The organism is Rhodanobacter sp. B04, assembly GCF_002001125.1.
Taxonomy (GTDB): Bacteria; Pseudomonadota; Gammaproteobacteria; order Xanthomonadales; family Rhodanobacteraceae; genus Rhodanobacter.
Map to the genome: position 1 here is coordinate 362833 of NZ_MUNV01000006.1, position 17057 is coordinate 379889.

Annotated in this window: 12 protein-coding genes; 6 read left to right on the top strand and 6 right to left on the bottom strand. The window is 66.2% G+C overall.

The window, feature by feature from the left end; genetic code table 11:
* Window positions 1–31 precede the first annotated feature (31 nt).
* Window positions 32–1606, bottom strand: a complete 1575-nt coding sequence (locus tag B0E46_RS04295) for a sulfotransferase (RefSeq protein ID WP_077554463.1) — start codon at window positions 1604–1606, stop codon at window positions 32–34.
* A 161-nt stretch (window positions 1607–1767) separates the two neighbouring features.
* On the opposite strand from B0E46_RS04295, the gene B0E46_RS04300 reads away from it, so the two are divergent.
* The gene (locus B0E46_RS04300) at window positions 1768–3096 is read left to right on the top strand and encodes an aspartyl/asparaginyl beta-hydroxylase domain-containing protein (RefSeq protein WP_077554464.1); all 1329 of its coding nucleotides are present in this window, start codon (window positions 1768–1770) and stop codon (window positions 3094–3096) included.
* A gap of 75 nt (window positions 3097–3171) precedes the next feature.
* Here B0E46_RS04300 and grxD read toward each other — a convergent pair whose 3' ends face one another.
* From grxD to B0E46_RS04320, 4 genes are all read right to left on the bottom strand, one after another.
* Window positions 3172–4095 carry a Grx4 family monothiol glutaredoxin gene (grxD, locus tag B0E46_RS04305; protein WP_077554465.1) on the bottom strand — a complete coding sequence of 308 codons (924 nt, stop codon included), beginning with the start codon at window positions 4093–4095 and terminating at the stop codon, window positions 3172–3174.
* 79 nt (window positions 4096–4174) lie between these two features.
* Window positions 4175–5032, bottom strand: coding sequence for a UDP-2,3-diacylglucosamine diphosphatase (locus tag B0E46_RS04310; RefSeq protein WP_077554466.1), 858 nt, complete (start codon window positions 5030–5032; stop codon window positions 4175–4177).
* Between the two features lie 102 nt (window positions 5033–5134).
* Entirely contained in the window at window positions 5135–5755 is a 621-nt protein-coding gene (locus B0E46_RS04315; protein ID WP_077554603.1) for an SGNH/GDSL hydrolase family protein, read from the bottom strand.
* Between the two features lie 24 nt (window positions 5756–5779).
* Entirely contained in the window at window positions 5780–7027 is a 1248-nt protein-coding gene (locus B0E46_RS04320; RefSeq protein ID WP_139350412.1) for an aminotransferase class I/II-fold pyridoxal phosphate-dependent enzyme, read from the bottom strand.
* Between the two features lie 178 nt (window positions 7028–7205).
* Here B0E46_RS04320 and rsgA point away from each other — a divergent pair, with 178 nt between their 5' ends.
* From rsgA to aceE, 5 genes are all read left to right on the top strand, one after another.
* Complete coding sequence (gene rsgA, locus B0E46_RS04325; RefSeq protein ID WP_077554470.1) at window positions 7206–8261, top strand: ribosome small subunit-dependent GTPase A; 1056 nt, start codon at window positions 7206–7208, stop codon at window positions 8259–8261.
* Between the two features lie 54 nt (window positions 8262–8315).
* A complete protein-coding gene (locus tag B0E46_RS04330) occupies window positions 8316–8804 on the top strand; it encodes a hypothetical protein (RefSeq protein WP_077554471.1) in 489 nt (162 codons plus the stop codon).
* Entirely contained in the window at window positions 8801–10090 is a 1290-nt protein-coding gene (locus B0E46_RS04335) for a flavohemoglobin expression-modulating QEGLA motif protein (RefSeq protein WP_077554473.1), read from the top strand. The genes B0E46_RS04330 and B0E46_RS04335 overlap by 4 nt, the downstream gene beginning before the upstream one ends.
* 100 nt (window positions 10091–10190) lie before the next feature.
* Complete coding sequence (locus B0E46_RS04340; RefSeq protein ID WP_077554474.1) at window positions 10191–12482, top strand: NADP-dependent malic enzyme; 2292 nt, start codon at window positions 10191–10193, stop codon at window positions 12480–12482.
* A 176-nt stretch (window positions 12483–12658) separates the two neighbouring features.
* A complete protein-coding gene (aceE, locus tag B0E46_RS04345; RefSeq protein ID WP_077554476.1) occupies window positions 12659–15352 on the top strand; it encodes a pyruvate dehydrogenase (acetyl-transferring), homodimeric type in 2694 nt (897 codons plus the stop codon).
* 73 nt (window positions 15353–15425) lie between these two features.
* On the opposite strand, the gene B0E46_RS04350 is transcribed toward aceE, so the two are convergent.
* Window positions 15426–17030, bottom strand: a complete 1605-nt coding sequence (locus B0E46_RS04350; protein WP_077554477.1) for an MFS transporter — start codon at window positions 17028–17030, stop codon at window positions 15426–15428.
* Between the last annotated feature and the right edge of the window lie 27 nt (window positions 17031–17057).

Genomic DNA, 17057 nt, shown 5'->3' on the forward strand with positions numbered 1-17057 from the left:
TGCTCGACGCCCGCGACTACAGGCATGCTGGCTAGTCCTGCCATGGAGGCATGCCCAGCGCGGATCGCAATGGATCGAGCAGGGCGCCATAGCGCTGCGCGCGCGCCGTGTCCGCGCGCAGAGGTTGGCGAACCTGGGTCGCGCTGGGGGAGCGTACTTCTCGCTGGTTCTCGTGAAAGTTCAAGCAGGCCTCCTCGAATGGTAGGCCGCAGAACTCCAGCAATTTGCGGATGCGGGCTTCCGGGGCCGCCAGCATCGCCTCGTAATCATGTTCAAGCACACGCTCGGGATAGTGCGCTTGCCAAAGCCGGATGCTGCGATCGTAGTCACGCCAGAAACTGGCAAGATCCTCGAAGTCACGTGTGTATTCGTTGTTGTCCAGCCGTTGGCGGTAGCAGGAGAAGCAGGTTTCCAGCGGATCGCGTCGGCAGCCGATGATGCGCGCCGATGGCAACATGGCGTGGATGGCGCCGGCATAGACCCAGTTGTTGGGCAGCTTGTCGGTGAAGAGCGGGCGTTCACGCCGCCAGTGCGCGGTACGTTCCAGGTAGCGTTGGCCAAGCCGCTGCCAGTCGGCAGACGACATCGAGGCTACCCATTGCGGAAACGGCTGGCCACGTCGACGTGATTCCTCGGCAAGCACCTGCGGCAGGTCGGGCAGTTCGCCGGCGCCTTCCACGGACGAGTGCGAGGCGAGGATCTGCTCGACCAAGGTCGAGCCTGAGCGTGGCAGCCCGACGATGAAAATCACTTCGCTGCCCAGACCGGCGGGTGCTCCGACAGGCGCCGGATCGAACGCGGCATGGACGGCTGAAATGCCGGCGGAAAATCCGTTGCGGTTCCACTGCTGCCGGCGGCGCGCGATCGCATTGGCCTGTGCCAAGGCAGCAAGTGAATCGGCGTAGTTCCCGTTGTCTTCGAAGGCTTTGGCCAGAGCGAAGCCCATCGCGATCAGGTCGTCGTCGCTTGCTGCAGGATGTTGCAAGGCCGCCTGCAGGCGAGCGATGTCGTCGGTGCTGAAACGCGCGATCCGGATGTCCGCCAGCCCCCACCAGGCCATACCGGCCCAGGGCTGCTCGGCGAGGCTTCGGCGATACTCGACGGCGGCCTCGCCGACACGGCCACGCATGCGCAGCATGTCAGCCAGCAGGGCACGGGCCAGCATGTGATCCGGCGCCAGCTCCACGGCGCGGCGCAAGGCTGTAACCGCTTCCTCGTTGCGTACGCTGCGGGTCAGCATCACGCCGAGGTTGTACCAGGCGATCGCCATGTCTGGTTGCAGTTCGCAGGTGCGGCGCAACGATTGAATGGCTTCATCGTATGCCCCGGACTGCCCGAGCAGGGTGCCCAGTGTATTGTGATAGACGGGGTCAGCGGGGCGCTGCGCCAGTGCGCGGCGCATGCTGCGGACGGCATCCTGGTGTTGGCCGCGCATGCCCTGTAGGCCGGCCAGCATGCGCAGGACTTCGGGATGTTCCGGAAAAGTGGCCGCGACGCCGGCGAGATGGCGGCTGGCCTCGTCCACCCTGCCCGCATCCAGCGCCTGCGCCGCCGCCATGACGCCTTGCGCGGCAGCCTGGGTCAATCCATCCAGTCGCGACGTCATCTGCTTTCGTTACTCCCGACGATTTAATGATCCGCTCAAGTCGCGCCTGCGCAATGGTGCGGCATCGGCGGCGCTGTGGCGCGAGCGGGTATTATGCCCGCTTGGCCACACCCATACCCGTCACTGTCGGTGCGGGAAGCTCACCGCCACGAGGATGCTACATGTCGCTGAACAACCCGTATCCCGAGAGTCCTGCCGGGCAACGTGCTACGGCGAGGGAACATCTGCGCCGCGGTGACCTGGGTCGGGCCGAGCAGTCGTATGCGCGCCTGCTCGGGGTGGCGCCTGACGACATCGAGGCGCGGCAGTTTCTCGCTGGTCGTCATTATTCCCGTGGCGAGCATGCGCAGGCAATCGAGTTGTTGCTTGTGGCCGACAAGTTCAAGAAGAACGATCCGAGCATCCTGTGTCAGCTCGGCGCCGCACAGCTGGGGACCGGAGATTTCAGCGCAGCATCCACCAACCTGCAACGGGGTTTGCAGCTGGCACCGGAGATGTTCGTGGCGCGTCTGCAACTGGGTATCGCACTCGAGCAGCTTGGCCATGTGCACGATGCGCTGGTGGCGTACTTCGTGGCGATCCGTAGCGCCCAAACGAAGGGACGCTGGCTCAGTGACGAGACCACTGCGGTGGATTTGCGTGAGGTCGTGAAATATGCCATGCGTTACGTCAATACCGGCCGCCACGATTTGTTTCATGGTGCGCTTGAGCCGTTGCGCAAGCGTTACGGCAATTCCGAACTGGTGCGTGTCGAGCACAGTCTGGCGATTTATTTCGGTGAACAACCGGCAAACATTCCCGATTCGCGCCAGCAGCCGAAGTTCTTGTATTTCCCGGACATCCCGAGCCAGCCATTTTATCCACGCGAGCGTTTCCCATGGCTGGATGCACTGGAGGAAGCCACCGCGAAGGTTCGGGCGGAACTGGATGGCGTGTTGCCGCAGGAGCGCGAGATGGAGGCTTTCCTCGGGCCCCAGTCGCCACTGGATATGCAGGAGATGCTGCGCTCATCGGGCAGCCAGCAGGCTGCATGGGACGCGTATTTCTTCTACCGTCATGGCGAGCGCTACGATGCACACTGCGCAAGCTGCCCTCAAACGACGGCACTGCTCGATACGCTTCCGCTGGTGCGCATTCGCGACCACGCGCCGGAGACACTGTTCTCAGTACTGCGCCCAGGCACGCACATCCTGCCGCACCGCGGCGTTACCAACACCCGAGTGGTGACGCATCTACCGTTGATCATTCCTGAGGACTGCGCGTTGCGCGTGGGCGGTGAAACCCATGTCTGGCAAACCGGGCGCTGCGTGACCTTCGACGATACCTTCGAGCACGAGGCATGGAACCGCAGCAACGAGACGCGGGTAGTACTGATCTTCGACAACTGGAACCCGGATCTCAGCGAGGCGGAGCGCGCCGCGGTGACCGACCTGGTCGAGGCGATTGGTGATTTCAATCAGTCCTGTGAGCTGCCTGCGGCGCAAGTCTGAGACGGGTCGTCATGACGCGCGACGGCTGATCGCCGATATGCGGATATCAGCCGCCAATCTGGCAGGCGGAGCGGTTCAGTAGCGTGGCACGCTTGAGTCGATCTCGGCAGCCCACGCGTCCATGCCGCCTTCCACGTTGTGCACGTTGCTGAAGCCGTGCGCGGCGAAGCGTTCCGCCGTCGCGCGGCTGGAGATGCCGTGGTGGCAGATGAAGGCCAGTGCGGTGTCTTTCGGCAGTGCGGCGAGGCTCTCGAAGCCCTCTTCCTCGAGCACCCGCGCCTGCGCCAGCGGCGCAGCCTGGGCTCGACCGTGAGCGGGGCGCACGTCGATCAGGGTGATGCTGCCGGCAGCCAGGTGTCGCTGCAGCTCGTGCACGCTGAGTGACTTGATCTCCTGCGCACCGGGAAACTTCAGGCTGAGGCCTTCGCCCTGCACGGTGGAGACCCAGTCAATCACGATGCCCTTGGCGCGCTGTGCGCTTGCCGGATCGAAGTGAACTTCGAGGCCATTGGCATGCGCCACGATGTCGTGCTCGCCGGCCGGCGCGAGCTGGAAGCCGGCGCTGTGGTCGGGGCCGATCTCCAGGTGCAGCGCCAGTCCTTCAGCGTTGGCCGTGCCCTGCCGGATCGCCTCGGCGGCCGCGTCGGTGATGGTGATCTGCGGCGGCGTGCGGTCCGGTGCGGCCACGCCGAACAGGGTATGCAGCTCACCGTTGCCGTACATCTGCCGGATGATGTCGGCGCCGCCGACCAGCTCACCTTCCACGTACAGCTGCGGGATCGTCGGCCAGTCGCCGTAGGCCTTGATGCCCTCACGGATTTCCGGATCCTCCAGCACGTTGACCGTGTGGTAGTCCGACAGCAGCTCGTTCAGCGTGTTGGTGGCCGCGGCGGAGAAGCCGCACATCGGTTGCTGGCGGTTGCCCTTCATGAACAGCACCACGCGGTGGTCCTTGAGCAGGGTTTCGATACGTTCGCGGGTAGTGCTGTCGAGGGACATGGGAGGCTCCGGCAAAGAGGATCAATGATACGCCGCCCGATATGCGGCGGTCGTGCCGGTCTTGCAAGGCCGGCGCGGTTCAGGCCGCCCGGCGCAGTCCGCTGAGGTCGCGCGGGCAGACGCCGAGCGGTGCCATCGCCAGGGCCGCGGCGGGCGACGGCCATACCAGTTCGCGGCTGGCCCGGCCCAGTGCGGCAGGCTGCTCGCTCCAGTGGATCAGCTCCATCGCGCCGGTGTGATCCTCGATCAGGGCGGTGCAGTGCTCGACCCAGTCGCCGTCGTTGAGATACAGCACGCCGTCCAGCTCTTGCACATGGCCGAAGTGGATGTGCCCGCAGATATGGCCGTCGAAGCCGCGTTCACGGGCATCGCTGGCCACGCGCTGCTCGTAGGCGCGGATATAGGCCAAGGCCTTGCCGATATGCGATTTGATGATGATCGACAGCGGCAGGTAGGGCAGTTCCAGCCGCTGCCGCATCGCGTGCAGGCGGCGGTTGCTCCAGCAGATCAGGCGGTGCATCGCCTCGCCGAAGTGCTGCATCCAGCCGCGGCCGATCTGTTCGGGGTCGAACTCGTCGCCGTGGCTGACCCGGTAGCGGCGACCGTCGGCGCCGACATGCACGGCGTCCAGTTCGATCCGCACGCCGCCCAGGTTCTGGCCATGCAGGCCACGCATCGGCGCATCGTGGTTGCCCGGGATGTAGAGCACCTCGACCCCGCGTTGCGCCAGGTCGAGTATTTCGGCGATCACGGCACTGTGCTCCACGGGCCACCATGGCCGTCGGGCCAGCGCCTCCATGTCGACGATGTCGCCGACCAGGTAGAGCTTTTCGCAGCGCAGCTTGCGCAGGAAATCGAGCAGGTAACCGGCTTTGCAGTCAGGGGTGCCCAGATGCACATCGGAGATGAAGGCGCTGCGGCAGCGGAGGCTTGTCATGGCGCGTACTCCCGGTGGATACCGGGGCGCCAGTGTGCAAGGGCAAGGTCACCGAGCGATGGCGAACAGGTTGCAGGCTCGTTGCGGTGGAGCAGGCACCGATCAGCGCGATGGGCCTAGGGCTGCCCGTACTGCCGGCGCGATGCGATCGACCCACAGCCTGTACTGCGCCGCCGAGGGATGCAGGCCATCGTCGGCGACGAGCCCGGGGTGTTCGCGCGAAATGCCGGTGATGTCCACGAAATGCGCGCCGGCGCGCGATGTCTCGCCGCGGGCGATCGCGTTGTAGACATCCAGCTCGCTGGCGATGACGGCGCGATCGCGGCCCTGTTCATGCGCGAAACGGGTGACGCCCCAATCCGGAATCGATGCCACCACCACCCGCGTGGGGCGGTTACCGGTCAAGGCGACCGCACGCGCCAGCAGGCTGGCGAACTGGCTGCGATATTCATCGGCCGGGCGGCCACGGTACTGGTCGTTGACGCCGATCTGCAGGGTGACGAGGTCGTACGGCGGGATCGGCGATGCCGCATCCATGCCTCGCGCCAGCTCGTCCGTGGTCCAGCCGGTGACGGCAATGATGTGCGGATCATCAATCACTACCCCGGCCTGGCGCAGTTGCTGTACCAATACGGCGGGCCAGCGTTGATCCGCGGCCACCGCTTCGCCGATGGTGTAGGAGTCGCCGAGGGCGAGATAGTGCAGGGGCGGGGTGGCCGGCATCATCTGGGTCAGTCAGAACCTGGTTCAGGCCACCGCAACGGCGGAATGCGGCGACTGTTCCCGTGCCATCCGCGTCAGCACCCGCTCGATCCGCACGAATACCTCGCGCAACTGGGCCGGCGGCGGCAGCAGGGTCAGCCGGAAGTGGCGGCTGCGCGGCACGTTGAAGCTGCTGCCGGGCACTACCAGGACGGATTCTTCCTCCAGCAGGCGCAGCGCGAAGGCCTCGTCGTCGAAGGTGGGGAAGCGGTCGGCGCGGACCTGCGGAAACGCATACAGCGCCCCTTCCGGGACGACCAGTTCCAGGTACCTGCTGGCGGCGACGCCCTGCTGCACGACCCGGCGTGCCTCGTGCAGGCGACCGCCGGCGGCGGTCAGCGCGCCGATCGTCGGTGCATCCTGCAGGGCCGGCAGCACGGCCCATTGCGCGGTGACGTTGGCGCACAGCCGCAGGGCGGCGAGCAGTTGCAGGGCATCGCGATAGGCGGCACTGCGGGTATGGTCGCCGGACAGGCTCATCCAGCCGACCCGGTAGCCGCAGGCGCGATGCACCTTGGACAGGCCGCCGAAGCTCAGGCAGGGCAGTTCGCCGGCCACGTCGGCCAGTGGCTGGAAGCTGGCGTCGTCGTAGAGGATTTCGTCGTAGATCTCGTCGGCGAGCAGCAGCAGCCGGTGCCGCGCCGCGATGGCGACCAGTCGTTCCAGCAGGGCGCGCGGATACACCGCACCGGTGGGATTGTTCGGGTTGATCAGCACCAGCGCGCGCGTACGCGGCGTGATCAGCGCCTCGACCTCATCCGGATCAGGCAGGTGGTCGTGCCGGGCGAGGCAGTGGTAGTAGCGCGGCTGGCCGCCGTTGAGAATGGTCGCGGCGCTCCACAAAGGGTAGTCCGGGCTGGGCAGCAGCACTTCGTCGCCGGGCTGCAGCAGGGCGCGCAGGCTGAGGTCGATCAGTTCGCTGACGCCGTTGCCGATGAAGATGCGGTCCGCGTCGACGCCGCGTGCGCCGCGTGCGCGCTGCTGCGCGGCGATCGCCTCGCGGGCGAGTTCCAGCCCTTGCTCGTGGCCATAGGCCTCGCTTTCATGCAGATGGCCGGCGATCGCCTCGCGCAGGTGCGCCGGCGCCTCGAAGCCGTAACGGCCGGGGTTGCCGATGTTGAGCTTGATGATGTCGAGGCCGGCGGCCTCCAGTTCGCGCGCGCGTCGGGTCAGCGCGCCGCGGATTTCATAGCGCACGTCCGCCAGGTGCGCACTGGGTGTGATCGAGGTCAACGCCGGCATCCTTCGAAGTCTGGGAGCACAGTCCAAGCGCCGGCACCATCGCCGGCAGGTCGATGCTAGCAGCGTGATGCAGTGCAGCGCGAGCGCTCTTCGGGGCGAATCGCGGTTCATCGTCTGGCCATGCCCGGGCAGGGCATAATCGCCAGATCGTGCCGACCGACTTCCCCGAATGAGTGATGCTGAAACGATCGAACGCCTGCGACGCATCGGCTGGCGTGGTGAAGTGCTGCCTGCCGTCGGCCTGCGGCTGGCGCGGGTCGTGGCCCAGCATCGAGCCGGTTACGAGTTGCATGACGGCGAGACCCTGTTCGGGGCACAGCCGGACGGGCGCTTCCTCAAGCGCGGCATCGACCCGGCCGAGCGGCCCGTGGTGGGGGATTTCGTCGAGGTGGAAGACGGCACGCCGCCGCATATCGTCACGGTGGCGCCGCGGCGCACGGTGATGTCGCGCGCGGCGGCGGGCGAACGCTACGAGCGCCAGCTGATCGCCACCAATATCGACTACGTGCTGGTGCTCACCGGGCTGGACGGCGACTTCAATCCGGCACGGATCGAGCGCTACCTGTCGCTGACCGAGGATTCCGGTGCGCAGCCGGTGGTGCTGCTGAGCAAACTCGATACGCGTGAGGATGCGGCCGCGCAGATCGAGGCATTGCGCGCCCGCCTGCCCGGCAGCACGCCGATCCACGCCCTCAACGGCAAGGATCCGGCCAGCGTGGCGCAGCTGGCGCCGTATCTGCAGCCTGGCGACAGCGCGGTACTGGTGGGCTCGTCCGGTGCCGGCAAATCCACGCTGACCAACACCCTGCTGGGCACGGCGACGATGGCTACCGCCGAAGTGCGCAGCCATGACAGCCGCGGCCGCCACACCACCACCCATCGCGCGCTGCTGCAGTTGCCCAGCGGCGGTTGCCTGATCGATACGCCGGGGATGCGCGAACTGAAGCTCACCGGCGAGGAAAACCTCGATCTGTTCGCCGATATCGAGGCGCTGGCCGAGCGCTGCCGCTTTGCCGATTGCGGCCACGGCAGCGAGCCCGGCTGTGCCGTGCAGGTGGCGCTGGATACGGGTGAACTGGCGCCCGGTCGCTGGCGCAACTACCTCAAGCTGCACGATGAGCGCGAGGAGCAGGCGGCCACCTTGGAGGCGCGCCTGCGCCGCCAGCGCGGCGGGCGTCCCAGCGAGCGGCCGCATGGGCATCGCGGAAAGCGCGAACGGGAATGATCGGAAGCGGCGTGCTGTTCTAGTATCGCCACACCACCGTCCGGGAGTGCAGGCATGCGCCGGTTGTCGTCGTCCACCACGTTCTTCTACAAGCGCGTTTTCCCGCTGCTGTGGATCGGGTTCCTGCTGGCCGTCTTCGGCCTGCAGTTCTGGCTGGCGAGCCATGCCCGCGCGAACGAACAGTCGCCGCCACTGTTTCCGCTGCTGCTGATGCCACTGTTTATGGGCGGCATCATGTTCCTCATCTACCGCACGCTGCTGCAGGACCTGATGGACGAGGTCTGGCTGGATGGCGACTGGCTGGTGGTGAAGAGCCGCGGCCAGCAGATCCGCGTCGCGCTGCGCGACGTGATGAACATCAACGCCAGCACCATGACCAACCCGCGCCGCATCACCGTGATGCTGCGCACCGACTCGCGCTTCGGGCGCAATCTCACCTTCATACCGGCCAGCCCGCGCGGCTTCATGGCGGCATTCAAGCCGGATCCGGTCGCCACCGAACTGATCGAGCGCGTCGATGCGCTGCGCGGAGCCTCGCGATGAATACGCCGGCCAGCGCGATTGCGCCCGAACTACAGCGCTACGCCGAACTCGACCAGCGCCTGCTGGCCGCGGTGCGCGGCATCCATATCCTGCCGACGGTGGCGTGGCCGGCCTCGCTGGAAAGTCGCATGATCGAGGCTTACGGCAAGGGCCAGCTCACCTTGCCGGAAGTTGGCTACACGCGGCCTGATCTGGCCGCGGCGCGCGCCGAACTGGCTGCGATCGAGGCTGCCGCGGGCGGCCGCGACGCGCAGGACATCGATCCGCTGGGCGACTACCTGCGGCGCACCGCCGAGTCATGGCGCATCGCCGCGGAGATGCTGGAGGCGGTGGGCACGGCGGCCGTCACCGCGCCATCGATCGCCTTGTACGGCAAGCCGGGCGACCTGATTCCCGGCAGCCAGCGCAGCAACCTCGACGCGGCGCGCTACTTCGTCGAACTGTCCGACGAGCTGGGCGCGGATCTGCTGGCCGATGACGTCAACGAGAACATTCCGGCATCCACCTTGCGCGACGAGCTGGCCAGGACGCTCGACGAGTTCTTCGGCGCCGGCATGATAAAGGTGGAGGTGGATGCCGAACTGACCGCGAAGGCGGCAGCGGGCGCCACCCGCATCCGCCTGCGCGACGGCACCCGTTTCAGCGAGTACGACCGCCACCAGTTGCTGGCGCATGAGGCCTTCGTGCACTCGCTGACCGCGCTGAACGGCCGCCAGCAGCCACTGCTGACCTCGCTGGCGCGTACCTCGCCGCGGGTCACCGCGACGCAGGAAGGGCTGGCGGTATTCGCCGAGCTGATGTCCGGCGCGATCGACATCGCCCGGCTCAAGCGCATCAGCCTGCGCATCCTGGCGATCGACATGGCGCTGAACGGTGCCGATTTCGTCGAGGTCTACCGCTACTTCAGCGCCTGCGGGCAAAGCGTGGCGGACAGCTTCCATTCGGCACAGCGGGTGTTTCGCGGTGTGCCGCTGGACGGTGGCGCGGCGTTCGCCAAGGACAATGTATACCTGTCCGGCCTGCTCACCGTGCACACCTTCTTCCGCTGGGCGTTCAGGCAGCAGCGGATGGATCTGCTGCGCAACCTGTTTGCCGGCAAGCTGACCCTGCATGACGTGATCGCGCTGCAGCCGCATTTCGCGTCCGGCGCGATTCTGCCGCCGCGCTGGCTGCCGCCGTGGATGCAGCATGTGCACGGGTTGGCCGGCAAGCTGGCGTTCTCGGTCTTCATCAACGGCATCCACATGAACCGGGTGCACGGCGACGAGTTGCTGCAGAGCGTCTAGCGGGGTGCTCGCGACCCGGTTCGGGTCGCCCCGGTGCTAACATCACAGGCGGTCAGCCGCCTGTTGCGGGCACCGCCCCTCCCCCAATAAAAACGCACCCATGGCCCTCCCCGAAGATCTGCGCCACGCCGCTCTCGAATATCACCGTCATCCGCGCCCCGGCAAAATCAAGGTCACGCCGACGACCTCGCTGCTGACCCAGCGTGATCTGTCGCTGGCCTATTCGCCCGGCGTGGCGTATGCCTGCGAAGCGATCGTGGCGGACCCCAATGCGGCCAGCGAGATGACCGCGCGCGGCAACCTGGTGGCGGTGATCACCAACGGCACCGCCGTGCTGGGCCTGGGCGACATCGGCCCGCTTGCCGGTAAACCGGTCATGGAAGGCAAGGGCGTGCTGTTCCAGAAGTTCGCCGGCATCGACGTGTTCGACATCGAATTGAACGAGCGCGATCCGGACAAGCTGGTCGACATCATCGCCTCGATGGAGCCCACCTTCGGCGGCATCAACCTGGAAGACATCAAGGCACCGGAGTGCTTCATCGTCGAGCGCAAGCTGCGCGAGCGGATGAAGATCCCGGTGTTCCACGACGATCAGCACGGCACCGCGATCATCGTCGGCGCAGCGGTATTGAATGCGCTGGAAGTGGTCGGCAAGCGGATCGGCGACGTGAAGCTGGCCACCGCCGGCGCCGGCGCCGCCGGCATCGCCTGCCTCGACATGCTGGTGGCGTTGGGCCTGAAGCCCGAGCATATCCTCGCCTACGACCGCGAGGGCGTGCTGTATACCGGTCGCGACAAGATGGATCCGGACAAGCAGCGCTACGCGCGCGACACCGACAAGCGCAGCCTGGCCGAGATCGTGGCCGGCTGCGACATCTTCCTCGGCCTGTCGGCGGGCGGCGTGCTGAAGCCGGAGATGGTCGCCACGATGGCGGACAAGCCGATCATCCTGGCGCTGGCCAACCCGAATCCCGAGATTTCGCCGGAAGACGCGAAACAAGTGCGCCCCGACTGCATCATCGCCACCGGCCGCTCGGACTATCCGAACCAGGTCAACAACGCGCTGTGCTTCCCGTACATCTTCCGCGGGGCGCTGGACGTGGGCGCCACCGGCATCAACGAGGCGATGAAGCTCGCCTGCGTGCGCGCGATCGCCGAACTGGCGCGGATGGAGGCAGGCGACCTGGCCGGCGCCTACGGTGGCGAGGTGCCTACGTTCGGCACCGAATATCTAATACCGCGCCCGTTCGATCCGCGCCTGCTGGTGATGCTGGCGCCGGCGGTGGCGCAGGCGGCGATGGATTCCGGGGTGGCCACGCGGCCGATCACCGACATGGAGGCGTACAAGGAGAAACTCGGCCAGTTCATCTACCGCACCGGTCTGCTGATGAAGCCGGTCTACGAACGCGCCCGCGCCGACCGCAAGCGCGTGGTCTACGCCGAAGGCGAGGAAGAGACCGTATTGCGCGCGGTGCAGACGGTGATCGACGAGAAGCTGGCGTTCCCGATCCTGGTCGGCCGTCCGGACGTGATCGAGACGCGCATCCAGCGGCTTGGCCTGCGCATGCGCGCCGGCGTCGACTTCGAGCTGACCAATATCAACGACGACCCGCGCTTCAGCGAATACTGGCAGCAGTATCACGCGCTGACCGAGCGTCGCGGCGTGTCGCCGGCGGCGGCGAAGAACCTGTTGCGCTCGCGCCCCACGCTGATTTCCGCGCTGATGGTCGAGCGTGGCGAGGCCGATGCGTTGATCTCCGGCCTGGTCGGTCGCTTCCACAAGAAACTCGGCTACCTGCGCAGCGTGTTCGGCCTCGATCCGGGCGTGCAGTGCACGTCGGCGATGACCGGCGTGATCAACGACAAGGGCGCCTGGTTCTTCGTCGACACCCACGTGCAGTGCGATCCCAGCGCCGAGCAGATCGCCGAAGCGACGCTGCAGGCTTCGTATCGGCTCAAGCTGTTCGGCGTCGAGCCGAAGGTGGCGCTGCTGTCGCACTCCAACTACGGCAGCCACGACAACCCCAGCGCGGCGAAGATGCGCCAGGTGTGGCAGATCCTGAAAACACGCGCGCCGAAACTGGAAATGGACGGCGAGATGCAGGCCGACACCGCGTGGGACGAGGCGCTGCGCCATCGGATGTTCCCCAGCACCACCCTGAGCGGGCGCGCCAACCTGTTCGTGCTGCCGAACCTCGATGCGGCCAATATCACCTACAACATGGTGCGGGTGATGACCGATGGCGTGGCGATCGGGCCGATCCTGATGGGTCTGGACAAGCCCGCGCACATCCTTACGCCGGCCTCCAGCGCGCGTCGCGTGGTCAATATGACCGCCATCGCCGCCGTGGATGCGCAGATCCGCGCTGCACAGGGCGAACGGCGTAGCTGATGGATGGCAGCCGTGCCCTGTCGGTCGGGCACGACGTTCATTCCGTGCGCGGGCGCATGGACATCCATTTGGTGCTCGTGCGCGGCGGCGGCTAAACTCATGTGTTGACCCGCCGTATCCCCGACGGCGGGAATCCCCTCAAGCCTGGCGCCGCAATGACGCCGCGGAGAATCTTCATGGATCAGCTCGACGATATCCTCAACCAGGACATCGACCCCACCGAAACCCGTGAGTGGATGGATTCCCTCGATGCGGTGATCCAGCACGACGGCACCGAGCGCGCGCACTTCCTGCTGGAACGGATGGTGGATACCACGCGTCGTTCCGGCGGCTACCTGCCGTTCGACCCGACCACCGAATACGTCAACACCATCGCGCCCGGCAACGAGGCGAAGATGTCCGGCGATGCGGCGATGGAATGGCGCATCCGCACGCTGATCCGCTGGAACGCGATGGCGATGGTGGTGCGCGCGAACCGCAAGCCGGGCGAGCTCGGCGGCCATATCGCCAGCTTCGCCTCGAGCGCCACGCTGTACGACGTCGGCTTCAACCATTTCTGGCGCGCGCCGAGCGCGGACCATCCGGGCGACCTGGTGTTCCACCAGGGCCATTCCAGCCCGGGCATCTATGCGCGTTCGTTCCTCGAAGGCCGCCTGGCCGAGGACCAGCTCGACCTGTTCCGCATGGAAGTGGTCGGCAAGGGCCGCGCATTGTCGTCGTATCCGCATCCGTGGCTGATGCCGGACTACTGGCAGGTGCCGACGGTGTCGATGGGCCTGGGCCCGATCCAGGCGATCTACCAGGCGCAGTTCTTCAAGTATCTGGAACATCGCGGCCTCGTGCCGAAGAGCGACCGCAAGATCTGGTGCTTCCTCGGCGACGGCGAGACCGACGAGCCGGAGTCGCTCGGCGCGATCTCGCTGGCCGGCCGCGAAGGCCTGGACAACCTGATCTTCGTGATCAACTGCAACCTGCAGCGCCTCGACGGCCCGGTACGCGGCAACGGCAAGATCATCCAGGAACTGGAAGGCGTGTTCCGCGGCGCCGGCTGGAATGCGCTGAAGCTGGTCTGGGGCAGCTACTGGGATCCGCTCCTCGCACGCGACACCAAGGGCGTGCTGCGCAAGCTGATGATGGAAACCGTCGACGGCGAATACCAGGCGTGCAAGGCGTTCGGCGGTGCGTACACGCGCGAGCATTTCTTCGGCAAGTATCCGGAGACGCGCGAGATGGTCGCCAACCTCAGCGACGACGACATCTGGCGGCTGAACCGCGGCGGCCATGATCCGCACAAGGTCTACGCGGCCTACCACGCGGCCTCGAACACCAAGGGCATGCCCACGGTGATCCTGGCCAAGACGGTGAAGGGTTACGGCATGGGCGCGGCCGGCGAGTCGCAGAACCCGACCCACCAGCAGAAGAAGCTGGACGAGGAGGCGGTGCGCCATTTCCGCGACCGCTTCCAGATCCCGATCAGCGACGACAAGCTCAAGGACGTGCCGTACTACCACCCGGGCAAGGACTCGCCGGAAGTGCAGTACATGCTGGAGCGCCGCCAGGCGCTCGGCGGCTTCCTGCCGCAGCGCCGGCGCAAGGCCGAGGCGAAGCTGAAGGCGCCGGAGCTGGCCGCGTTCGAGCAGATCACCAAGGGCACCGGCGAGCGCGAGATCTCCACCACGATGGCGCTGGTGCGCGGCATCAACCTGCTGCTGCGCGACAAGCAACTGGGCGAGCGCGTGGTGCCGATCGTCGCCGACGAGGCGCGCACGTTCGGCATGGAAGGCATGTTCCGCCAGATCGGCATCTATGCGCCGTTCGGCCAGAAGTACAAGCCGCAGGATTCCGACCAGCTGCTGTACTACCGCGAAGACCAGAAGGGCCAGGTGCTGCAGCAGGGCATCAGCGAGGCCGGCGGCATGGCGTCGTGGATGGCCGCGGCGACCAGCTATTCGATCAGCAACCAGGCGATGCTGCCGTTCTTCATCTACTACTCGATGTTCGGCTTCCAGCGCATCGGCGACCTGTGCTGGGCCGCCGGCGACATGCGCTCGCGCGGCTTCCTGATCGGCGGCACCGCCGGCCGCACCACGCTCAACGGCGAGGGCCTGCAGCACGAGGACGGCCATTCGCACCTGATGTCCGGCACGATCCCGAACGTGAAGTCGTATGACCCCACGTTCTCGTACGAGGTCGCGGTGATCCTGCAGGACGGTACGCGCCGAATGATGCAGGAGCAGGAGGACATCTACTACTACATCACCGTGATGAACGAGAACTACAGCCATCCCGACCTGCCCGTGGGCAGCGAGGAAGGCATCATCAAGGGCATGTACCTGTTCAAGGACGGCGGCAAGCCGAAGAAGGGCGAGCCGCGGGTGCAGCTGCTCGGCTCCGGCACGATCCTGCGCGAGGTGATTGCGGCGGCCGAACTGCTGGAGAAGGACTTCGGCGTGAAGTCCGACATCTGGTCGTGCCCCAGCTTCATCGAGCTGCGTCGCGACGGCTTCGATGCCGAGCGCTGGAACCGCCTGCATCCGGAAGCCGAACAGCGTGTGCCGCACATCACGGGACTGCTGGATGGTCGGCAGGGCCCGGCGATCGCCGCCACCGATTACGTACGCGAATTCGCCGACCAGGTCCGCGCGTTCATGCCCGACGGCATGCGCTATACGGTACTGGGCACCGATGGCTACGGCCGCTCGGACACCCGTGCGCACCTGCGCGAGTTCTTCGAGGTCGATCGTTACTGGATCGCGCATGCCGCGTTGGCCGCACTGGCGAAGGACGGCATGGTCAACGCCAAGGACGTCAGCCGCGCGATCAAGGAATACAGGCTCGATCCGGACAAGCCGAATCCGCAGACGGTCTGAAGTAAACGAGCCGTCGCCCGGTGCATGCTGGGTCGCTTCAAGAAACCGCCGCAATGGCGGTTTTTTGATGGCGCTATTCGGCAAGCGCCTCCTGGATCGCCTCCAGTCCATGGCCGCGTGTCTCGATGCCACTTCGCGCGAGCATCCAGCCTGCCACGGTCATCGGCACCGCAATCAACACGGCCGACAGCATGAAGTGGCCGAACAGGCCAAGCACGCCCAGCGCGGCGCCGAGGATGCCGCCGAACTTCGAGCAGCCGGCCACCAGGCCGGCGCCGGTGCTGCGCAAATGCACCGGATAGATTTCCGCCGCGTACGGAATCAGCGTGGCGATCACGCCGCTGATGCTGAGCAGCAGGGCCACTGTTCCAGCCGTCGTGGCAGCGGCGGAGCGCATATCGATCAAATCGATGCCGAAGAAGAACAGCAATGCCAGCGCGGTCAATCCGATGAACAGCACCAGGGTGCGGATGCTGCTCCAGCGCTGGTACAACCCCACGACCACGCCGATACCGGGCAGTGCGAGGATGGCCGAGCGTGCCAGCAGGGCGCTGCTGCCCTGGGCATCGATGCCCAGCTTGACGAGGTTGCCGGGCAGCCACAGCAGGAAGCCGAAGTTCACCAGTCCCCAGGCCACCGCGCACATCGCCAGTCCCCAGGTGATCGGTGCATGTCGTCCACGCAGCAGTTGGCCGAACCCTGCCACGGTGGGCGGGTGCGCCTGGGTAGATGTGGCCAGTGCGCGGACATCCGCCAATGTGGATACGGCGCCGGCGGAAAACCGCTGCAGCACGGCACGTGCCTGATCCTCCAGGCCGGCCAGGGCCAGAAAGCGTGGCGACTCGGGAATATAGCGATTGAGAAAGATGATCAGCGCGCCGGTCGGCAGATTGAGCAGCCACAGCGCGCGCCAGCTGTAAGCCGGCTCGAACAATGTCGCCGCACCCGAGGCCAGCAGGTAGCCGGCCGAGGTACCGATGCCGCCCAGCGCCACCAGCAACCAGCCGCGGTGCGCGGTCGGAATGGTCTCGGCCATCAGGGTGAAGGTGATCGGCAGCATGCCGCCGGCGGCGGCACCCATCATGAAACACATCAGCAGATTCCAGCCGAATGCGGGCATGGCACCGCAGATCGAGGTACCCATGAACATCAGCGCCGAGAGCAGGATGGTCGAGCGACGGCCAAACAGATCGCCCAGGCGGCCCCATAGGATCGAACCGACGGTCGTGCCCGTCAGTGCCGATAGTGCGAGCAGGCCACCGGTCGAGGCACTGATCGCGTATTCGGCCGACATGCCCGGCATCACGAAACCGATCGTCGCCGGCTTCATCACATCCACCGCCAACGCGATGGTCAGTACCGTCACCAGTTTCCAGTGCTCGCGGTTGAGCGGTACGCCGTCGGCCATATGGAACGGCAGCGGACTGCGCTCGGTATGCAAGGTCCGCCGCATCTGCTCGATGCGCGGCATCAGTCCGTAGGCCGCCAACAGCACGCCGAGCGGCACCAACGCCATGCCGATGCGCATCATGTTGTCCATCGGCATGCCGGCCAGGTGGTAATGCATCGGTGCGGCCATCGCCAACATCGGCAGATGTGACAGCACGCCGGCGATCACGGTGGCACAGCCCAGCCAGAACGCCACCGGATGATGGAACGTGATGTCTCTCGACGGCATGGGGCCAACCTGATGGATACGCCAAAA

Bases quoted from the DNA above. Each gene is read 5' to 3' on its own strand.
- B0E46_RS04350 (WP_077554477.1), bottom strand. From the start codon at position 17,030: ATGCCGTCGAGAGACATCACGTTCCATCATCCGGTGGCGTTCTGGCTG.
- B0E46_RS04330 (WP_077554471.1), top strand. From the start codon at position 8,316: ATGCGCCGGTTGTCGTCGTCCACCACGTTCTTCTACAAGCGCGTTTTC.
- B0E46_RS04300 (WP_077554464.1), top strand. From the start codon at position 1,768: ATGTCGCTGAACAACCCGTATCCCGAGAGTCCTGCCGGGCAACGTGCT.
- B0E46_RS04295 (WP_077554463.1), bottom strand. From the start codon at position 1,606: ATGACGTCGCGACTGGATGGATTGACCCAGGCTGCCGCGCAAGGCGTC.
- B0E46_RS04315 (WP_077554603.1), bottom strand. From the start codon at position 5,755: ATGCCGGCCACCCCGCCCCTGCACTATCTCGCCCTCGGCGACTCCTAC.
- B0E46_RS04340 (WP_077554474.1), top strand. From the start codon at position 10,191: ATGGCCCTCCCCGAAGATCTGCGCCACGCCGCTCTCGAATATCACCGT.
- B0E46_RS04335 (WP_077554473.1), top strand. From the start codon at position 8,801: ATGAATACGCCGGCCAGCGCGATTGCGCCCGAACTACAGCGCTACGCC.
- grxD (WP_077554465.1), bottom strand. From the start codon at position 4,095: ATGTCCCTCGACAGCACTACCCGCGAACGTATCGAAACCCTGCTCAAG.
- B0E46_RS04310 (WP_077554466.1), bottom strand. From the start codon at position 5,032: ATGACAAGCCTCCGCTGCCGCAGCGCCTTCATCTCCGATGTGCATCTG.
- aceE (WP_077554476.1), top strand. From the start codon at position 12,659: ATGGATCAGCTCGACGATATCCTCAACCAGGACATCGACCCCACCGAA.
- rsgA (WP_077554470.1), top strand. From the start codon at position 7,206: ATGAGTGATGCTGAAACGATCGAACGCCTGCGACGCATCGGCTGGCGT.